A 20,243-nucleotide genomic window follows, 5' to 3' on the forward strand; every position below is an offset into this window, starting at 1 on the left:
TGTTGCGTGAACGGCGGAATATTCATGATTTTGTCCTTCTGACACATTTCCGCCGACCCGAAGAGCGCCTTTTCACCGCGTGAGACGCCGGAAGTCGGTCCAGTGAGCCATCCGCCAAGGAATTGATTCGCAACGCTTTCGCAGGCGCGGCATTCCAGAGCGCCGCCAGATGGCCCCCTCCAGCATGCAAAACGGCCCCGGATTGCTCCGGGGCCGTCTGCAAGGTCTCAGCCGTTTGAGGGGCTGTTCTTACTCGTCGTCGCCTTTCAGCGCCGCACCAAGGATATCGCCAAGCGATGCGCCCGAGGCAGAGGAGCCATACTGTTCGACGGCCTCTTTCTCTTCTGCAATCTCACGTGCCTTGATCGACAGACCCAGACGACGCGACTTGCTGTCAACGTTGGTCACGCGGACGTCGATCTTGTCACCGACCGAGAAACGCTCAGGGCGCTGCTCTGCACGGTCACGCGACAGGTCGGAGCGACGGATGAAGGACTTCATGCCTTCAAACTCGACTTCGACGCCGCCATCTTCGATGGCCGTCACGGCCACGGTGATGATGGCACCACGTTTCACGCCGCCAACGGCCTCAGCGAACTTGTCGCCGCCGACGTTCTTGATGGAGAGCGAGATACGCTCTTTCTCGATGTCGACTTCCGAAACCATCGCCTGGACCATGTCGCCCTTGCGGTAGTTCTGGATGGCATCTTCGCCGCGCTCGTCCCAGGACAGGTCGGAGAGGTGAACCATGCCGTCGATGTCGCCGGGCAGACCCACGAACAGACCGAATTCGGTGATGTTCTTGACTTCGCCTTCGACAACAGCGCCCTCGGGGTGGGTCTCGGAGAAGACTTCCCACGGGTTGCGCATGGTCTGCTTGAGACCGAGCGAAACGCGGCGTTTCGCGCTGTCGATTTCCAGAACCATGACTTCGACTTCTTGCGAGGTCGACACGATTTTGCCGGGGTGCACGTTCTTCTTGGTCCAGGACATCTCGGAGACGTGGACCAGACCTTCAACACCGGGCTCAAGCTCAACAAATGCGCCGTAGTCGGTGATGTTGGTGACACGACCGGTATGTGTCGATTCCATCGGGTACTTGGCGGCAACCAGATCCCACGGATCTTCCTGCAGCTGTTTCATGCCGAGAGAGATACGGTGGGTTTCTTTGTTGATCTTGATGACCTGAACCTTGACCGTCTCGCCGATCGCAAGGATCTCGGAGGGGTGGTTCACACGACGCCAAGCCATGTCGGTGACGTGCAGCAGGCCGTCCACACCGCCCAGGTCGACGAATGCGCCGTACTCGGTGATGTTTTTGACGACGCCGTCAACAGCCTGACCTTCGGTCAGGTTGGCGATGACTTCAGCACGCTGTTCGGCACGCGATTCTTCCAGAATGGCACGACGGGACACAACGATGTTGCCACGACGACGATCCATTTTCAGGATCTGGAAGGGCTGCTTCAGACCCATCAGCGGGCCAGCGTCGCGCACGGGGCGGACGTCGACCTGGCTGCCGGGCAGGAACGCAACGGCACCGCCGAGGTCGACAGTGAAGCCACCCTTGACGCGGCCGAAGATAGCGCCGTCGACACGTGCGTCGTCGGCATAGGCTTTTTCCAGGCGATCCCAGGCTTCTTCGCGGCGGGCCATCTCACGCGAGATGACAGCTTCGCCACGGGCGTTTTCAGCCGAGCGCAGGAAGACTTCGACTTCGTCGCCGACAGCGATTTCAGCCGTTTCACCAGGATTTGCGAATTCTTTAAGGTCGACGCGGCCTTCCATCTTGTAGCCGACGTCGATAATGGCCTGGCCCGCTTCGATCGCGATAACCTTGCCTTTGACAACCGAACCCTCGTCCGGTGTGTCCATTTCGAAGCTTTCGTTCAGAAGGGCTTCGAACTCCTCCATCGATGTGTTTTGAGCCATGTGGTCTCTGATTTCCTAACGTTTGGTTTTGCTGGCCGAGCGGTTGTCTCCGCCGGTCTTGAAATTTGGTCTCTCGAGCCGCCGCGCGTTAAAGAGCACACAAACAAACGGGTGGAATAGAAACAGGGCCGGTAGAATCCCCGACCCGTGCCCGTCTCTTTCATGCGTGGCGTTTGTGCCTTGTCGACGCGGGCGTGATTAGACCTCATACGCCCACAAATCAAGGCCTAAAGGCATCCGGCACGTTGCATCGCCGCTTTAGGTCCTGACGCGGGGCCGCAAAATCGGCCCCCAAAAGCAGCGGGGCGGGCAGGCATGACACCCACCCGCCCCGAAAGTCTTTGGCCAGATCAGTTGATCTCGGTCAGGAAGTCTTCGTCCGACTTGCGGACTTTCTTCATGTTGACCAGCCAGTCATTGTCGGCGTCGCGATGGCCCAGAGCCAGCATCACGACCGATTTCAGGCCGTGCCCTTCGAGGCCCAGAATTTCGTCGAACTTGGCAGGCTCGAAGCCCTCCATCGGGGTGCTGTCGACACCCAGTTCGGCAGCGGCGGCCAGCGCGAAACCAAGCGCGATATAGGCCTGACGCGAGGCGTGCTCGAAGTTCACTTCCTGCGTGCGCGGCAGGTACATGTTCTTCAGGTTCTGGTAATAAGCGACCATGCCTTCGTTCGCGCCGCGCTCTTCCTGGACCTGATCCAGCACTGCATCGATGCGCGCGTCGGAGTAGTTGTCCCACGCTGCGAACACCAGAACATGCGAGCCGTCGGTCAGCTGGCTCTGGCCATAGGAGGCCGCCTTGAGCTGCTCACGCACTTCGGGGTTTCTCACCACGATCAGTTTGAACGGTTGCACACCGCTGGAGGTCGGCGCCATGCGCACGGCATGAATGATCTTTGCGACGTCCTCTTCCGAAACCGGCTTGGAGGGGTCCATTTTTTTGGTGGCATAACGCCAGTCGAGCTTTTCGAGGAACATGAGTGTGGTCCTTGGCTGAGGAATTCTATGCCCCCGCATATGGCCATGCGCCCCCGGCTTACAACTGACACCCGCAAACCGGCTCCTCTGGGCCGCTTTTCGCAAGCCCTTGAAATCAATTACATCTTATGGGCAAGGACATTCGGTTGCGCATAGATGCGCAGCCCCTGCGCGCCAGTACACGTAGGATTTCAGCGCCGTGCCGCAGAAATGATCTCGATCGCCTTCGCAACCGCGTCCTCGATGCTCATCTGCGAGGTGTCCAGCATCACCGCATCCTCTGCCGGCTTCAGCGGCGCCGCCAGCCGTCCCGAATCGCGCACGTCGCGTTCGCGCAGATCGGCCAGCACGCCCTCGGGGGTCACATCCATGCCGCTGCCCTTCATCTCGCGATAGCGCCGGTCAGCGCGCACATTGTCCGAAGCGGTGACGAACAGCTTCACCTGCGCCTCCGGGCAGATCACCGTGCCGATGTCGCGCCCGTCCAGCACCGCGCCGCCCTGACGCTGTGCAAAGGCGCGCTGAAAGGTGACCAGTGCCGCACGCACCTCGGGGATCGCCGCCACCTGGCTGGCAGCCCGCGCCACGTCACCGGTGCGCAGATCGTCGCGCTTGAGATCCTCGGCGCGCAGGGCCTCGGCGGCGGCCAGCGGTTTCATCCCGTCCAGCACCTTGGCCCCGGTCGCACGATAGAGCAGCCCGGTGTCCAGATGCGCCAGCCCGAAACGCTCCGCCACCGCGCGGCTGATCGTGCCCTTGCCAGCGGCTGCCGGCCCATCAATGGCGACTGTAAAGCTCATGTTCTGCCCTTCCCTGCGCCCCGCCCCAACAGCGGAGGCATTCAGCCTGTCACTAAACAAAGCCGACTTCCAGTCGAGACTAGCGCTCCAGCACCGCCCCGAGTTCCGTCATGAGGCTCTCAAAAATCGGGAAGGAGGTCAGGATCGGGCCACTGTCATCCACCTGCACGGCATCCTTCGACGCCATCCCGAGGCACAGGAACGACATGGCGATTCGGTGATCCAGATGAGTCTCGACCGTCGCGCCGCCCTCGACGCCACCTGCGCCACAGCCCTCGACGCTCCACCAGTCCTCGCCGGTCACGACGTTGACACCATTGGCCAGAAGGCCGGTCGCCATCGCCTCGATCCGGTCGCTTTCCTTGACGCGCAGCTCGCGCACGCCGCGCATCTCAGTAACGCCCGTGGCATTGGCCGCGACAACCGACAGGATCGGGTATTCGTCGATCATGCTCGCCGCGCGATCCGGCGGCACGACGACGCCCTTCATGTTCGGCGAATACCGCGCCCGCAGATCCGCGACAGGCTCGCCGCCCTCTTCGCGCGGGTTCTCATAGGTCAGATCCGCCCCCATTTCGCGCAGCGTGGTGAACAGCCCGGCCCGCGTCGGGTTCAGCCCGATATTGGGCACCAGCACATCCGATCCGGGCACGATCAGCGCCGCACAGACCGGAAAGGCCGCACTCGAGGGATCGCGCGGCACCGCAATCACCTGCGGCTTCAGCTCCGGCTGGCCCGTCAGCGTGATCACCCGACCTTCGTTGGTCTGCTCCACCGTGATCTCGGCGCCAAAGCCCGCCAGCATCCGCTCGGTATGATCGCGGGTCGCTTCCTTCTCGATCACCACGGTCTTGCCCGGTGCATTCAGCCCCGCCAGCAACACCGCCGATTTCACCTGCGCCGAGGGCACCGGCACCACGTAATGCACCGGCACAGGCTCACGCGCGCCGACGATCGTCATCGGCAGCCGCCCGCCCGAGCGTCCCACCGTCTGCGCGCCAAACAGCGCCAGCGGGTCGGTCACCCGCGCCATGGGCCGCGCATTCAGGCTGGCATCGCCGGTGAAGGTGACCGTGATCGGACAGGTCGCCATCGCGCCCATGATCAGCCGCACCCCGGTGCCGGAGTTGCCACAGTCGATCACACCATCGGGCTCGGCAAAACCACCGGTGCCAACGCCCTGCACGCGCCACTCGCCGCCGCCCAGATCCTCGACGACAGCGCCAAACGCGCGCATCGCGCGGGCGGTATCCAACACGTCCTGCCCCTCCAGCAACCCCGAGATGCGGGTCTCGCCAATCGCCAGAGCGCCAAGGATCAGCGACCTGTGGCTGATCGACTTGTCGCCGGGCACATGCGCCTCGCCCGTCAGAGGGCCTGAGGCACGGGCGGTCAGGGGAACGGGGTCTCCATGGGTCGACATCGGGCAGGGCTCCTCGGGACTGGTCAAAGTTCAGCGCCCGCGTGATAGCGCAGCCCCGCCCCTGCGTCACGCCCAAATCCGCCGCTCACCAGGGCACCACATCGCCGCGCCAGTCAAAGAAACCGCCCGTATCCTCGCCACGCAGGCCCTCGATCACCCCCAGCAAATGCCCCGCCGCGTCCTCCGGGCTGACCCGCGGATGCCGCCCCGCATATTTCGCGGTAAACTCCGTCGCCACAGTCCCGGGATGCAGCGCCACGCAGATCGCACCCGCATGGCTGCGCCCCAGCTCGATCGCCGCGCCATGCACGATCTGGTTCACCGCCGCCTTCGCCGCGCGATACGAATACCACCCGCCAAGCCGGTTGTCCCCGATGGATCCGACCCGCGCCGACAGCACCGCCATCACCGACCGCCCGTCCCGCGGCAGCAACCGCACCCCATGCTTGATCACCAGCGCCGGCCCGATGCAGTTCAGCGCAAACTGATCCGCCATCGCCCTCGCACTCAGCGCATTCAGGCTCTTTTCCGGCACGGCCCCGTCAATCTCCAACGCCCCCGTCGCGCAAAGGATCAGATCGAACCCCGGCTCCAACGCGCCAAGATGGGCGGCCACGCTCGCCTCATCCGTCACATCCAGGCCATTGTCCGACCGCGACACCCCGACAACACCGACTCCCCGCGCTTCAAGCGCACGCACGACAGCGGCGCCGATCCCGCCACTCGCTCCAATGATCAATGCTTTTTTCATAAATCCACTACGCCCCCGCAGCGCACCCGGATCAAAATCCGCGCGCGCCCACCCCGTTTCCCTGTTATAAATATCCAATTCCGCCCCCTCCACATCCCCCGACGCCCGCCCTCTTCGCACCTGCAGCGTGTTTTCCGGGTTCCCATCCCGCACCGCTTTGGGTAAAGACTGCTCCCATGATGACCCAGGCCCATATCCTCACTGCACAGCGCCCCACCGGGGTTCTTCGTGCTGGCCTGCTGCTCCTAATCCGCCTCTGAGCGGTGCCGCATCGGCGCGACTCGCTCAGGGGGACAGCCTTTCGCGCCACGGCTTCAGGAGATTAGAAAGAGACATCCAATGACCAAGACACATCCCATCCCCCCCGCAAAACAAGACCGCGTCGTCATCTTCGACACCACGCTGCGCGACGGCGAGCAGAGCCCCGGCGCGACCATGTCGCACGAGGAAAAGCTCGAAATCGCCGCCATGCTCGATGAGATGGGCGTCGACATCATCGAAGCGGGCTTCCCGATCGCGTCCGAAGGCGACTTCAACGCCGTCGCCGAAATCTCGAAACGCTCGAAGAACTCGGTGATCTGCGGCCTCAGCCGCGCCAACTTCAAAGACATTGATCGTTGCTGGGAGGCCGTGAAACACGCCGCCAAACCCCGCATCCACACCTTCATCGGCACCTCGCCGCTGCACCGCGCGATTCCCAACCTCGACATGGACCAGATGGCCGAGCGGATCCACGACACCGTGACCCACGCCCGCAACCTCTGCGCCGATGTGCAATGGTCGCCGATGGACGCCACCCGGACCGAACATGACTACCTCTGCCGCACGGTCGAGATCGCCATCAAGGCCGGGGCCACCACGATCAACATCCCCGATACCGTCGGCTACACCGCGCCCCGCGAATCCGCAGCGCTGATCCGCATGCTGCTCGAACGCGTCCCCGGCGCGGACGAGATCATCTTCGCCACCCACTGCCACAACGACCTCGGCATGGCGACGGCGAACTCCCTCGCCGCGGTCGAAGCCGGTGCGCGTCAGATCGAATGCACCATCAACGGCCTCGGCGAACGTGCCGGCAACACCGCGCTGGAAGAGGTCGTCATGGCCCTCAAGGTGCGCAACGACATCATGCCCTACACCACCGGCGTCGACACCACCAAGATCATGAACATCTCGCGCCGCGTTGCCGCCGTCTCGGGCTTCCCGGTGCAGTTCAACAAGGCCATCGTCGGCAAGAACGCCTTCGCGCATGAAAGCGGCATCCACCAGGACGGCATGCTCAAGAACGCCGAAACGTTCGAGATCATGCGCCCCGAGGATGTCGGCCTCGCCGCCACCTCTCTCGTCATGGGCAAGCACTCGGGCCGCGCCGCGCTGCGTTCCAAGCTGCGTGACCTCGGGGTCGAGATGGCCGACAACCAGCTGGCCGACGTCTTCGTGCGCTTCAAGGAACTCGCCGATCGCAAGAAAGAGGTCTATGACGACGACCTCCTCGCGCTTGTGCGCGTCACCGAAGATGCCACCCCGGACTTCCTGATCCTCAAGGATCTGCGCGTCGTCTGCGGCACCGGTGGTCAGTCCGCCGATATGGTGATGACCGTGGAGGGCGTCGAGAAGACCGCCTCCACCACCGGCGACGGCCCCGTCGATGCGGCCTTCAACGCCGTAAAGCAGATCTTCCCGCACGAGGCCCGGCTTGAGCTGTATCAGGTCTCTGCCGTGACCGAGGGCACCGATGCACAGGCCACCGTTTCGGTGCGCCTGAACGAGGCGGGGCGTATCGTCACCGGCTCCAACGCCGACACCGATACGGTCGTCGCCAGCGTGAAGGCCTATATCCACGCCCTCAACCGCCTGCTCGTGCGGCGCGGCAAGGTCGGCGCCGGTGCCGACGCGCGTGAGATCAACTACAAAGACGCCGGCTGATCCCAGGCCCGTCCCGCTGAAATGACGAAAGGCCCGGAACATTTTCCGGGCCTTTTTCATGTCTCCAGACGATCAGGGTCTCCGGTCAGTGCTCGGCCTCTTCCTTGCCGCCACCGAACAGCCCCATCACCGGCGTCACCACCATCAGCAGCACCGCACCCAAGGCCAGACCGACAACACCGTCCAGCGCCGCCGTCACGATCCATTCGACCGCAGCGACCAGCGCCTCAGGCACCATCGCCCCCGCCGAAACGGCGGCATGATGAATGACCTCCTGCGGCAGGTGCCAGCCCAGCTCATGCAGCCCGTGCACGATGATATTGCCGCCAACCCAGATCATCGCCGCCGTCCCGACCACGACCAAAATCTCCAGAAACACCGGCATGGCCCGCACGATGAAGTGCCCCAGCCAGCGTGTCAGGCCAAGCCGGCCTTTCTGCGCCATCGCCAGCCCGACGTCATCGGCCTTCACGATCACGCCGACCGCGCCGTAAACCACGAAGGTGATCAGCACACCGGCCACCGCCATGGCGGCGGCCTCCATCCAGATGTTCATGTCCTGCGGCATGGCCGACAGGGTGATGGTCATGATCTCGGCGGACAGGATGAAGTCGGTCTTGATCGCGCCCTTCACCTTCTTTTGCTCAAGGTGCGGGTCGGCCTTCTTCTTCTCGACCAGCTCGGCGCCCTCGTGATGGGCGGGCGACACCGCGTGCCAGACCTTCTCGGCCCCCTCGTAGGTCAGATAGGCGCCCCCGACCATCAGCAGCGGCGACACCGCCCAAGGCGCAAAGTTCGCCAGCAACAGCGCGATCGGCAGCAACAGCACCAGCTTGTTGAACAGCGACCCCCGCGCGATTTTCCAGACGATGGGCAGCTCACGCTCGGCCGAAAAGCCCTGCACGTATTTCGGCGACACGGCGGCGTCATCAATCAGCGCCCCCGCAGCCTTGGAGGAGGCCTTGACCGCCTGCCCGATCACATCATCGACCGAGGCCGCCGCCACCTTGGCAATCGCCGCCACGTCATCGAGAAGTGCGAGTAATCCGCTCATAACCGTCCTCTGTCCATCTTTTCAGGTCCCGATATTTTCAGGGTCCCATATTTTCAGGGCCAGAGCATCGCTCCGGCCCAGTCCTGATCAAGGATAGCGCGCGCCGCCCCGGTTGCCAGTTCGCCGCGCCGCTTGTTCAGCTACGGGCGAAAAGCGCGCGCAGCCGTTCAGCCTCGATATCCGTCCCATAGGGCGCATTGACGATGAACATACCGCTACCGACCATGCCATGACCCCGGCGCACCGGATCAAAGCGGACCTCGCTTTTCAGCACCTTCGGCAGCTCGGCCTCTTCCAGCTCAGCCAGCATGTCGTAGTGGCGGGCATCGCGCAGGATCGGATACCACAGCGCAATCACACCGACATTCCACTTGCGGTGCAGCTTGCGGATGAAGGTCGGGATGGTGTCGTAATCCTCCTTCATCTCATAGCTCGGGTCGATCACGATCATGCCCCGGCGCGGCTCGGGCGGGCTGAGCGACATCGCCATCTCGAAACCGTCCTGCTTGTAGATGCGCGCGGCGTGGCGGATCATCGCATCCTCCAGCGCGTCATGCTCCTGCGGATGCAGCTCGGCCAGGTGCATCAGATCGTCTTGCCGCATCATCTCGGCGGCGACGCGGGGTGATCCGGGGTAGGCCTGCGGCCCCTCGGCGGCGCGCACGGCGGCCAGGGCGCGGGCATAGGGATGCTCGGGCGGGAACCAGTCCTCATGTGCACCGATCCCGGCAGCGGCTTCGCCGGTCTTCAGCGCCTCCGCACTGCCAAGATCATACAGCCCCCGCCCCGCATGGGTTTCGAGGTAACTGATGGGTTTCGCCTTTTCGGCCATCCGCGCCAGCATCACCGCCAGAAGGGCGTGCTTGTGAAGGTCTGCGGGATTTCCGGCGTGATAGATGTGTTGATATGACAGCATCCCCCCCGATACGCGCTGCCTGCATCCCGCGCAATCTCCTCCTTCAAGGCGGAATGGTGCTCAATTCCTCAGGGCTTGCCCTTTCCACAAGGAAACGCCTTGCCTATAAGGACGAACGATTTAGGCCCGCCAGAGTCGCGGGCCGTTGGGGTATGGATTCGGGACGCACACCACATGGCATTATTCGACAGATTTCCGGGGCTCTTCTCCTCGGACATGGCGATTGACCTCGGCACAGCGAATACGCTGGTTTACGTGAAAGGCCGGGGCATTGTCCTGTCAGAACCTTCAGTGGTTGCCTATCACGTGAAAGACGGTGTGAAGAAAGTGCTCGCGGTCGGCGAAGACGCAAAGCTTATGCTGGGCCGCACGCCCGGCAGCATCGAGGCGATCCGCCCGATGCGCGAAGGCGTCATCGCGGATTTCGACGTGGCTGAAGAGATGATCAAGTATTTCATCCGCAAGGTGCATCGCCGCTCCACCTTCTCGAAGCCGAAGATCATCGTCTGCGTGCCCCACGGCGCGACGCCGGTTGAAAAACGCGCGATTCGCCAGTCGGTCCTGTCTGCAGGCGCACGCCGCGCCGGCCTGATCGCCGAACCCATCGCGGCCGCCATCGGCGCTGGCATGCCGATCACCGATCCGACCGGCAACATGGTCGTCGACATCGGCGGCGGCACCACCGAAGTCGCCGTGCTGTCGCTCGGTGATATCGTCTACGCCCGCTCCGTGCGCGTCGGCGGCGACCGCATGGACGAGGCGATCATCTCCTACCTGCGGCGCCAGCAGAACCTGCTGGTCGGTGAAGCCACCGCTGAACGCATCAAGACCTCCATCGGCACGGCGCGTATGCCCGACGATGGCCGGGGCACTTCGATGCACATCCGTGGCCGCGACCTGCTGAACGGCATCCCCAAGGAGATCGAGATCACGCAGGCCCAGATCGCCGAAGCACTGGCCGAGCCCGTGCAACAGATCTGCGAAGCCGTGATGACCGCGCTTGAGGCGACACCGCCGGATCTGGCCGCCGATATCGTCGACCGTGGCGTCATGCTGACGGGCGGCGGTGCTCTGCTGGGTGATCTGGACCTCGCCCTGCGCGAACAGACCGGCCTCGGCGTTTCCATCGCTAACGAAAGCTTGAATTGCGTGGCCCTTGGCACCGGCAAGGCGCTGGAATACGAAAAGCAACTCCGTCACGCGATTGACTACGACAGCTAAGACTCACAGGCTGGCGTCATACCGCACTGCGGGGTCCCGACGCGGGGCCTCGCGGGAAGTTTTCTGACCGTTTGACTGACGGAGTCACCGACGGGGACGCATGGCCAAAGACCGGACACAGGACGACGATTATGTCACCCCGCTGCGGCGTATGCTGGTCAGCGTGCTGGTGCTGGTGCTGATTGCCATCTTCCTCGTCTGGCGCATCGATTCGCCACGCGTCGAACGCTTTCGCGCTCAGGTGATCGACCGGGTGATCCCGCAGATGGACTGGGCCATGGCCCCCGTCACCGGCACCATCAACCTGCTGCGCGATTTCCAGAGCTACAACCGCATCTACGACCAAAACCAGGAGCTGCGCCGCGAGCTGCAGCAGATGAAAGCCTGGCGCGAGGCTGCTCTGCAGCTGGAACAGGAAAACGCCCGCCTGCTCGACCTCAACAACGTCCGCCTCGATCCGCGCCTGACCTATATCACAGGCGTGGTGATGGCCGATTCCGGCTCTCCCTACCGCCAGTCCGTGCTGCTCAACATCGGGTCGCGTGACGGTATCGTCGATGGCTGGGCGGCGATGGACGGCATCGGGCTGGTGGGGCGTATTTCGGGCGTCGGGCACCAGATTTCCCGCGTCATCCTGCTGACCGACACGTCCTCGCGGCTGCCCGTGACGATCCAGCCCTCGGGGCAGACGGCGATGATCATGGGCAACAACACCTCAGCACCGCCCATTGACTTCCTTGAGAACCCCGACCTCGTGCGCCCCGGCGACCGGGTTATCAGCTCGGGCGACGGCGATGTCTTTCCCGCCGGTCTGCTGGTGGGACAGGTGGCGCAGGATGCCAATGGCCGCCTGCGCGTCCGCCTCGCCGCCGATTACGAACGCCTCGAATATCTGCGCGTGCTGCGCCATCTCGGCACCGAAGACCTCACCGACCCCGGCTCTCTGATCGCCCCGCCCGCCGGCACGCTGGCCCCCCTGCCCGCAGAGCCCGCGTCCGAGGGCCAGTCCGAAGGCCGCCCCGCACAACCCGCCGCCGGAGCACAGGCGACCGGGGGCACCGATGGCTGAGGCCATCCGCGCCTCCCTGCCGCGCATCTGGGGCCTGCGCGCCGCCTACGCCGCCCTGTTCATCGTGCTGATGATGTTCAGCCTGCTGCCGCTGGAAACCATGCCGCGCCTCTGGGCAGGGCCCGACCTGATGCTGTCGCTGACCGTGGTCTGGGCGATCCGACGCCCCGAGCTGGTGCCGACGCTGCTGATCGCGGCGCTGTTTCTGCTGTCGGACCTGCTGCAGATGCGGCCACCGGGGCTGATGGCCGCCATCGCCGTCTTCGCGCTGCACCGCCTCAAACGCCGCGCCCGCGCCATGCGGGATCGCAACTTTCTGGCCGAATGGATGGCCGCCGCCTTCACCACGGCCATCGTCCTGCTCGGCTACCGGCTGGCGCTCGGGATGTTCCTGCTGGACCGCCCTCAGCTCTCCGTCACGCTCAGCCAGCTGGTGATGACCGTGGCCTTCTATCCAATCACCGCCGCCTTCTCGATCCTGTTCTTCGGCCTGCGCCGCGCCGCCGTGGGCGAGGTTGACTCGCTGGGACACCGCCTATGAAACGCACCCCCAAAGACGCCGCCACCGGCTCCCGTCGTCTGACCCGCCGCACGCTGTTCATCGGCGGGCTGCAGGCCAGCTTCATCGGCGTCCTCGCCTGGCGGATGCGGTTTCTGCAGGTCGATCAGGCCGATGAATTCCGCATGCTGGCGGAAGAGAACCGCATCAACATCCGCCTGATTCCCCCCGCGCGCGGCGAGATCTTCGACCGCAACGGCGTCGCCATCGCGCGCAACGAACCCGCCTATCGCATCACCATCGTGCGCGAGGATGCCGGGGACGTCGAAACCGTGCTGGGCCGCCTGTCGCAACTGATGAAGCTCGACCCAGAAGAGATCGAGCGCGCGATGACCGAGATGAAGCGCTCCGCCCCCTTCCTGCCGATCACCCTCGCGGACCGGGTCAGCTGGGAGGACGTCTCGCGCATTGCCGTCAACACCCCTGCCCTGCCCGGCATCACCCCTGAGGTCGGCCTGTCGCGCGGCTATCCACTGGCGCAGGATTTCGCCCATGTCGTCGGCTATGTCGGGCCGGTCTCCGATTATGACCTCGCCAAGCTGGAAGACCCCGATCAGCTGCTGCGCATCCCGCGCTTTCAGATCGGCAAGGTCGGGCTTGAGGCCAAGATGGAGGAAAAGCTGCGCGGCTCCGCCGGGGCCCGCCGGGTCGAGGTCAACGCCGTGGGCCGCGTCATGCGCGAACTCGACCGCCGCGAAGGCGTGCCGGGTGCCAATTTGCAACTGACCACCGACTACCGCCTGCAGAACTACGTGCAGGCGCGGCTCGCCGGTGAAAGCGCCGCCGCCGTGGTGATCGACTGCGAGCACGGCGATCTGCTGGCCGTCGGCTCGGCCCCCACCTTTGACCCCAACCTGTTTGTCGAGGGCATCTCGGGCACCGACTACCGCGCCCTGACCGAGAACAAGTACCGCCCCCTCGCCGCCAAGGCAGTGCAGGGGATCTACCCCCCCGGCTCGACCTTCAAGATGGTCGTCGCGCTCGCCGGGCTGGAGGCGGGCGTGATCGGCCCCGAGGATACCTTCTACTGCCCCGGCTATCTTGAGGTCTCCAACCGCCGCTTTCACTGCTGGAAGCGCGGCGGCCACGGCAGCGTCAACCTTGAAGGCTCGCTGCAACACTCCTGCGACGTCTATTATTACGAATTGGCCATGCAGGTCGGGATCGAGAAGATCTCCGAGATGGCGATGAAGCTTGGCATCGGCGTGCATCACGATCTGCCGATGTCGGCCGTCGCCACCGGCCTTGCCCCCACCAAGGAATGGAAGCGCACCGTGCGCGGACAGGACTGGGTGATCGGCGATACCGTCAACTCGGCCATCGGTCAGGGCTTCGTGCTGGCCTCGCCTCTGCAACTGGCGATCATGGCGGCGCGCGTGGCCACCGGGCGCAACGTGACGCCCCGCATCATCAAGAGCATCGACGGTGTCGAACAGCCCTCCGGTTCGGGCGAAAGCCTCGGGCTGAATCCCAACAACCTGCGCCACGTCCAGCAGGGCATGTTCGAGGTCTCCAACAACCGTCGCGGCACCGGCTACGGCGCCCGCATCATCGCCGAGGGCTTCCGCATGGCGGGCAAGTCCGGCACCTCTCAGGTCCGCAACATCTCGGCGGCCGAGCGCGCGGCGGGCGTGACCAGCAACGCCGATCTGCCGTGGGAGCGCCGGGACCATGCCCTCTGGGTCGACTTCGCGCCCTTCGACAACCCCAAGGTCGCGGTCTGCGTCGTCGTCGAACACGGCAGCGGCGGCTCCTCCACCGCCGCCCCGATCGCCCGCGACATCACCCTTCAGGCCCTGTTTGAGGGCGACCCGCCCCTGGATGCCTACCCCGCGAAAGACCGCGAGGCCGTGCGCGAACGTCAGGAACGCCTGCGCGCCCTGCGCCCCGATGTCGAACGTGAAAAGAAGAGCCGCGCATGAGCTATCTTGAGTACGCCGTCAAAACCACGCCCTCGGGCTTTCGCAAGGTGCTCTATCTGAACTGGCCACTGGCCCTGCTGCTGTCGGCTGTCGCCTGCGTCGGCTTCCTGATGCTCTACTCGGTCGCGGGCGGCAGCTTCACGCCTTGGGCGGAGCCGCAGATGAAGCGGTTCGCGCTCGGCCTTGCCGTCATGTTCACCGTCGGCATGGTGCCGATCTGGTTCTGGCGCAATATCTCGGGGCTGGCCTATTTCATCTCGCTGGTGCTGCTGGTCGCGGTCGAACTGTTCGGCACCATCGGCATGGGCGCACAGCGCTGGATCGACATCGGCCCGCTGCGCCTGCAACCCTCCGAGCTGATGAAGATCGCCCTCGTGATGTTCCTCGCCGCCTATTACGACTGGCTGCCTGCGCGCAAGGTTTCCAACCCGATCTGGGTGACCATCCCTGTGCTGATCATCCTCGTGCCGACGTTTCTGGTGCTGAAACAGCCCGACCTCGGCACTGCCATCCTGCTGCTGACGGGGGGCGGCGCGGTGATGTTCATCGCCGGGGTCCACTGGGCCTATTTCGTTGCGGTGATCGCGGGGGCCGTCGGCCTCGTCTCGGCGGTGTTTGAAAGCCGGGGCACCGACTGGCAGCTGATCAAGGACTACCAGTTCCGCCGCATCGACACCTTCCTCGATCCCTCCTCCGACCCGCTCGGCGCGGGCTACCACATCACCCAGTCCAAGATCGCCCTCGGCTCGGGCGGCTGGGCGGGGCGCGGCTACATGCAGGGCACGCAATCGCGCCTGAACTTCCTGCCCGAAAAGCACACCGACTTCATCTTCACCACCTTGGCAGAGGAGTTCGGCTTTCTCGGCGGCATCTCCCTGCTGGTGCTCTATGCGCTGATCATCATGTTCTGCGTCTCCTCCGCGATGACCAACCAGAACCGCTATGCCGCCCTGCTGACCCTTGGCATCACGACGACATTCTTCCTGTTCTTCGCGGTGAACATGTCGATGGTGATGGGCCTCGCCCCCGTGGTCGGCGTGCCGCTGCCGCTGGTCAGCTACGGCGGCTCGGCCATGGTCGTGCTGATGCTGGCCTTCGGACTGGTGCAAAGCGCGCATATCCACAAACCACGCTGAACGGACAAGCGGCGGGGTGAACCCCGCCCTACACCTCCGGCCAGCAGCCTGTTACGCTGCCCGAAACTCACGCAGATTTTCGGGGATATCATGATCAACGTGCTCTACGCCACGACCGCACCCGCCTGGGCAGACTACGAAACACCGCTGCGCCGCGCCTTTGACGCCGCCGGTCTGCAGGTCCACCTCAGTCAGGACATCGCGCCCGAAAAGGTCGACTACATCGTCTATTCCCCGAAATCCGCGTTGACCGATTTCACCCCCTATACCAACACCAAAGCCGTGCTGAACCTCTGGGCCGGGGTCGAGGCGATCGTTGGCAACACCACCCTGACCCAGCCGCTCTGCCGCATGGTCGATCACGGGTTGGAGCGGGGCATGGTCGAATGGGTCGCCGGCCACACCCTGCGTCACCACCTCGACATCGACTACTTCCTCGCCCGCCAGTCGGGCTCGTGGGAGCCGATGGTCCCCCCCCTCGCCCAGGACCGCCCCATCACCATCCTCGGCCTCGGCGAACTGGGGCGCGCCTGCGCCAAAGCCCTGCATCAGCTCGGCTTTCCCGTCACCGGCTGGAGCAGGACCGAGAAACAGATCGACGGCATCACCTGTCTGCACGGCACCGAGGGTCTGGAACAGGCGCTCTCCAGCGCGCAGATCCTCGTCCTGCTGCTGCCCCTGACAGAGGAAACGACAGACCTGCTCGACGCCTCCCGCCTCGCGCAGCTGCCAAAGGGTGCCACGATCCTCAATCCCGGTCGCGGTCCGCTGATCGTTGACGAGGCTCTGATTGCAGCGCTCGACAGCGGCCAGATCTCGCGTGCCACGCTGGATGTCTTCCGCGCGGAACCGCTGCCGGCCGCGCATCCCTTCTGGGCACACCCCCGCGTCACCGTCTGCCCGCATATCGCCTCCGAGACGCGCGCCAGCACCGCCTCCGAGGTCATTGCCGAAAACATCCGTCGCGGCGAAGCAGGCGAGGATTTCCTGTTCCGCGTCGATCGCGCGCGCGGTTACTGAGCGGTTACTGCGAAATTCACTGGGGCCGCCGCAACGGCGGCTCCACACCGCCCCGGCGCACCTTCGGGGCCGAGCGGCGCAGCGGCGGCTCGGCCCGCCCCGCCACTTTAGGAAAGGTCTCAACCGGGGCTGCACTGCGCGTCAGGCTCGGCCCCGCGGCTTTGGCCCCCGACCGCCCGCCAGCTTTGCGCCGTTTTCTGGTCTTTGCGCGCGCCTTGCCGCGAAACGGCCAGACCACAGCCCGCAGCAGCCCCGCCACCAGCGCCAGCAACAGCCCACCCAGAACAAACCCGGCCCCGGCAAACGTCACACCCTCGAAGGTCACGGGCATCGCCGGCTCGAAGTCCTCAAACGCCCGCCGCGCGATCTCCCGGTCGGTCATGTGGCTGGCGTAATAGACCCGCTCGAACGCCCCGGCAGTGCTCAGCAACGCCAGATCCGCCCGCAGATCTTCGAGCCGGGTAAAGGCCCGCGCCATGTCCTGATGCCGACGGCCGATAAAGCCCTCCGCCCCCATGCTCGCCAGCGCCGCCTCACGGCTCAGACCTTCTGCCGCCGCCGAAGCGTCGAAATCCGCCGTCACGACGCTCAGCTCATCCACAGCCCCGGCAAGGCGCTGCCGGTACTGCTGGGTGAATTCTGGAAATTGCGACAAGCCCGCCGCGCCAAGGACACCGCCCGCCAGCACAATCATGCGCAAAAACATGCCCTGCCTCCTGTTTCTTCCCAGCCTAGCGCGCGGCGCGGCCAGCCGCAAATGCCGCGCCCAAACCGCGAAAATCGCACCGTTCAGTTACCGACGGAATACCGACCGGATACCGACATCCCAAATCCCGGTTTTCAGCCGACATAAAAAGGGGCCCCGATGACCGACGCCCCTCTTCTTCTTGCTTCATATTCCCGCCGGAGGCATCCTCAGATGCCACCAAGCGCAGTCTCAAAGGTTGGCGTAGATCGCCGCAACCTTTGCCACAGCCTCTTCGGGGGGCAGCTCTTCGCTCTCGCCCGTGCGCCGGCTGGTCAGCTCGACAATCCCGTTTTTCAATCCGCGCGGCCCGACAGTGATCCGCCAGGGCAGACCGATCAGATCCATCGTGGCAAATTTGCCGCCCGCCCGCTCATTGCGGTCATCATAAAGCGGCTCCAGACCCAGCTTGGTAAAGCTGTCGTAAAGCGCCTCGCAGGCCGCATCCGCCTCGGCGTCGCCGCTCTTGAGGTTGACGATCCCGACGTGGAACGGCGTGACACCCTCCGGCCAGATGATGCCCTTGTCGTCGTGGCTGGCCTCGATGATCGCGCCCAGCAGACGGCTGACACCGATGCCGTGGCTGCCCATATGCACCGCAACAGGCTTGCCATCTGGCCCCTGCACAGTGGCGTTCATCGCATCGGAATACTTTGTTCCGAAATAGAAAATCTGGCCAACCTCGATCCCGCGCGCCACCCGGCGACGCTCTTCCGGCACCTCGTTGAAGAGCGCTTCGTCGTGGGTCTCGTCGGTGCGGGCATAGCGGCTGGTGAACTCTTCCAGCACGGCCTGGCAGGCCTCGACCGAATCATAATCGATCTCGCGCTTGCCGAATTTCAGATCGGTGATCTCGGCGTCATAGAACACCTCAGACTCGCCCGTGTCCGCCAGAACCAGGAATTCATGCGTGTCGTCGCCCCCGATCGGGCCGGAATCCGCGCGCATCGGGATCGCCTGCAGACCCATCCGCTCATAGGTGCGCAGATAGCTCACCAGGTGGCGGTTGTAGGCGTGCAGCGCATCTTCTTTCGTCAGATCAAAGTTATAGCCGTCCTTCATCAGGAACTCACGCCCCCGCATCACGCCAAAGCGCGGCCGGATCTCGTCACGGAATTTCCACTGGATGTGGTACAGCGTCAGCGGCAGATCCTTGTAGGAACTGACGCGCGAGCGGAAGATGTCGGTGATCATTTCCTCGTTCGTCGGACCATAGAGCATGTCCCGGTCCTGACGGTCGCGAATGCGCAGCATCTCGGGACCGTAAGCATCGTAACGTCCTGATTCCTTCCACAAATCTGCCGATTGCAGAGTCGGCATCAGCATCGGGATATGGCCCGCGCGCACCTGCTCCTCGTGCACGATCTTCTCAATGTTCTTGAGAACCTTGAAGCCCAGTGGCAGCCAGGAATAAATCCCGGCGCTGGATTGCTTGATCATACCGGCACGCAGCATCAGCCGGTGGCTGACAATCTGCGCCTCGGAGGGGGTTTCCTTCAGAACGGGCAGGAAATAGCGGGACAGACGCATGTAAACGGGCCTTTCAGGGTCTCATCAGGCTTTGGTCTATTAAATGGCGGGCGCACCGGCAATGGCAATTCCACGCGCACCCCCTGCCAATACGATACAAAGCTCCCCCTCTTGGCGCTTGAATTCCCAACGCCACAAGGTGAGATAGGGTGACAGACGAAGGAGACAGACCCGTGGCCCTGCCAGTTCGCCAGCAGCTGAAATACTGGATCATCGCAGCCGTGGTGTTCTTCGTGGCCCTTTGGTGGTTGGGCGGCGTGATCATGCCCTTCCTTCTGGGCGGTGCCGTGGCCTATTTCCTCGACCCTGTCGCGGACCGGATTGAGCGGCTCGGCGCCTCGCGAGGGTTGGCCACTGCGATCATAACCCTTTGCGCGGTATGCATTTTTGCACTTCTCGCACTGCTGGTCCTTCCGACGCTGATCAACCAGGCCATTCAGCTTTTCGACACAGCGCCGAAACTGTTCCAGGACCTGCAGTCCTTCCTGACCCAGCATTTCCCGCAGATGCAGGATCAGGATTCGACCATGCGCAAATCCCTGATCGCCGTCGGCGAAACCATCCAGTCCAAGGGCGGAGAGTTCCTCAATACCGCGCTTGCCTCGGTCGGGACGCTGCTGAACATGGTCGTTCTGTTCGTCATCGTGCCCGTCGTTGCCTTTTATCTGCTCTATGACTGGGACAATATGGTGGCTGAGATCGACAGCCTGCTGCCGCGCGATCACGCCCCCACCATCCGTCACCTTGCCCGCGACATCGACAAGACGCTCGCCGGGTTCATCCGAGGCATGGGCTCGGTCTGTCTGATCCTCGGCACCTACTATGCCCTTGCGCTGATGCTGGTCGGGTTGCAGTTCGGTCTGGTGGTCGGCGCGGTCGCCGGGCTGATAACCTTCATTCCCTACGTCGGGGCCGTGGTGGGCGGATCGCTGGCCATCGGGCTGGCACTGTTCCAGTTCTGGGGTGACTGGCTGTCCATCGGCCTCGTCGCCGGGATTTTCGTGATCGGTCAGATGGTTGAGGGCAACTTCCTCACGCCCAAGCTGGTCGGCAGCTCTGTCGGTCTGCACCCCGTCTGGCTGATTTTCGCGCTCTCCGCCTTCGGCTCGCTCTTTGGGTTCGTGGGCATGCTGGCCGCCGTGCCGCTCGCGGCCGCCATTGGCGTCGTCGCCCGCTTCATGGTCGCGCGCTACCGACAAAGCAGCCTCTACAAGGGCACCAGCCTGACGCCGCCGACCTCGGTCAGCGATCCGGAATAA

17 protein-coding genes are annotated in these 20,243 nt (G+C 64.1%); 8 read left to right on the top strand and 9 right to left on the bottom strand.

Annotated features, from left to right (window positions below):
• Window positions 1–249: 249 nt before the first annotated feature.
• The 5 genes from rpsA to F3W81_RS11820 form a co-directional block, all read right to left on the bottom strand.
• Window positions 250–1,932, bottom strand: a complete 1,683-nt coding sequence (gene rpsA, locus F3W81_RS11800) for a 30S ribosomal protein S1 (protein ID WP_193079360.1) — start codon at window positions 1,930–1,932, stop codon at window positions 250–252.
• A gap of 350 nt (window positions 1,933–2,282) precedes the next feature.
• A complete protein-coding gene (locus F3W81_RS11805) occupies window positions 2,283–2,912 on the bottom strand; it encodes an NAD(P)H-dependent oxidoreductase (protein ID WP_193079361.1) in 630 nt (209 codons plus the stop codon).
• 191 nt (window positions 2,913–3,103) lie between these two features.
• Complete coding sequence (locus F3W81_RS11810; protein WP_193079362.1) at window positions 3,104–3,712, bottom strand: (d)CMP kinase; 609 nt, start codon at window positions 3,710–3,712, stop codon at window positions 3,104–3,106.
• 79 nt (window positions 3,713–3,791) lie between these two features.
• Entirely contained in the window at window positions 3,792–5,135 is a 1,344-nt protein-coding gene (gene aroA / locus F3W81_RS11815; RefSeq protein ID WP_193079363.1) for a 3-phosphoshikimate 1-carboxyvinyltransferase, read from the bottom strand.
• An 85-nt stretch (window positions 5,136–5,220) separates the two neighbouring features.
• Window positions 5,221–5,886, bottom strand: coding sequence for an SDR family NAD(P)-dependent oxidoreductase (locus F3W81_RS11820; protein ID WP_193079364.1), 666 nt, complete (start codon window positions 5,884–5,886; stop codon window positions 5,221–5,223).
• Window positions 5,887–6,225: 339 nt separating this feature from the next.
• On the opposite strand from F3W81_RS11820, the gene F3W81_RS11825 reads away from it, so the two are divergent.
• Window positions 6,226–7,812: a 2-isopropylmalate synthase gene (locus F3W81_RS11825; protein ID WP_193079365.1), complete on the top strand. Its 1,587-nt coding sequence runs from the start codon at window positions 6,226–6,228 to the stop codon at window positions 7,810–7,812.
• A gap of 85 nt (window positions 7,813–7,897) precedes the next feature.
• On the opposite strand, the gene F3W81_RS11830 is transcribed toward F3W81_RS11825, so the two are convergent.
• Both F3W81_RS11830 and rlmJ read right to left on the bottom strand, forming a co-directional pair.
• Window positions 7,898–8,866, bottom strand: a complete 969-nt coding sequence (locus F3W81_RS11830; RefSeq protein WP_193079366.1) for a DUF808 domain-containing protein — start codon at window positions 8,864–8,866, stop codon at window positions 7,898–7,900.
• A gap of 136 nt (window positions 8,867–9,002) precedes the next feature.
• Window positions 9,003–9,782 (bottom strand): 23S rRNA (adenine(2030)-N(6))-methyltransferase RlmJ, encoded by a 780-nt coding sequence (rlmJ, locus tag F3W81_RS11835; RefSeq protein WP_193079367.1) that lies wholly within the window; start codon window positions 9,780–9,782, stop codon window positions 9,003–9,005.
• 174 nt (window positions 9,783–9,956) lie between these two features.
• Between rlmJ and F3W81_RS11840 the strand changes: the two genes are divergently transcribed.
• The 6 genes from F3W81_RS11840 (at window position 9,957) to F3W81_RS11865 (ending at window position 16,709) form a co-directional block, all read left to right on the top strand.
• Window positions 9,957–11,003: a rod shape-determining protein gene (locus F3W81_RS11840; RefSeq protein WP_193079368.1), complete on the top strand. Its 1,047-nt coding sequence runs from the start codon at window positions 9,957–9,959 to the stop codon at window positions 11,001–11,003.
• A gap of 100 nt (window positions 11,004–11,103) precedes the next feature.
• Window positions 11,104–12,072, top strand: a complete 969-nt coding sequence (gene mreC, locus F3W81_RS11845) for a rod shape-determining protein MreC (RefSeq protein WP_193079369.1) — start codon at window positions 11,104–11,106, stop codon at window positions 12,070–12,072.
• Entirely contained in the window at window positions 12,065–12,613 is a 549-nt protein-coding gene (locus tag F3W81_RS11850; RefSeq protein ID WP_193079370.1) for a rod shape-determining protein MreD, read from the top strand. The genes mreC and F3W81_RS11850 overlap by 8 nt, the downstream gene beginning before the upstream one ends.
• Window positions 12,610–14,553: a penicillin-binding protein 2 gene (mrdA, locus tag F3W81_RS11855; RefSeq protein WP_193079371.1), complete on the top strand. Its 1,944-nt coding sequence runs from the start codon at window positions 12,610–12,612 to the stop codon at window positions 14,551–14,553. Before F3W81_RS11850 ends, mrdA begins: the two co-directional genes overlap by 4 nt.
• Window positions 14,550–15,689 carry a rod shape-determining protein RodA gene (gene rodA, locus F3W81_RS11860; RefSeq protein WP_193079372.1) on the top strand — a complete coding sequence of 380 codons (1,140 nt, stop codon included), beginning with the start codon at window positions 14,550–14,552 and terminating at the stop codon, window positions 15,687–15,689. Before mrdA ends, rodA begins: the two co-directional genes overlap by 4 nt.
• Window positions 15,690–15,779: 90 nt before the next feature.
• Window positions 15,780–16,709 carry a 2-hydroxyacid dehydrogenase gene (locus F3W81_RS11865; protein WP_193079373.1) on the top strand — a complete coding sequence of 310 codons (930 nt, stop codon included), beginning with the start codon at window positions 15,780–15,782 and terminating at the stop codon, window positions 16,707–16,709.
• Window positions 16,710–16,725: 16 nt separating this feature from the next.
• Here F3W81_RS11865 and F3W81_RS11870 read toward each other — a convergent pair whose 3' ends face one another.
• Complete coding sequence (locus F3W81_RS11870; RefSeq protein ID WP_193079374.1) at window positions 16,726–17,415, bottom strand: DUF2937 family protein; 690 nt, start codon at window positions 17,413–17,415, stop codon at window positions 16,726–16,728.
• Window positions 17,416–17,646: 231 nt separating this feature from the next.
• Window positions 17,647–18,984, bottom strand: coding sequence for a proline--tRNA ligase (proS, locus tag F3W81_RS11875; protein ID WP_193079375.1), 1,338 nt, complete (start codon window positions 18,982–18,984; stop codon window positions 17,647–17,649).
• Window positions 18,985–19,157: 173 nt separating this feature from the next.
• Between proS and F3W81_RS11880 the strand changes: the two genes are divergently transcribed.
• The gene (locus F3W81_RS11880; protein WP_193079376.1) at window positions 19,158–20,243 is read left to right on the top strand and encodes an AI-2E family transporter; all 1,086 of its coding nucleotides are present in this window, start codon (window positions 19,158–19,160) and stop codon (window positions 20,241–20,243) included.

The organism is Pseudooceanicola spongiae (assembly GCF_014899185.1).
Taxonomy (GTDB): Bacteria; Pseudomonadota; Alphaproteobacteria; order Rhodobacterales; family Rhodobacteraceae; genus Pseudooceanicola; species Pseudooceanicola spongiae.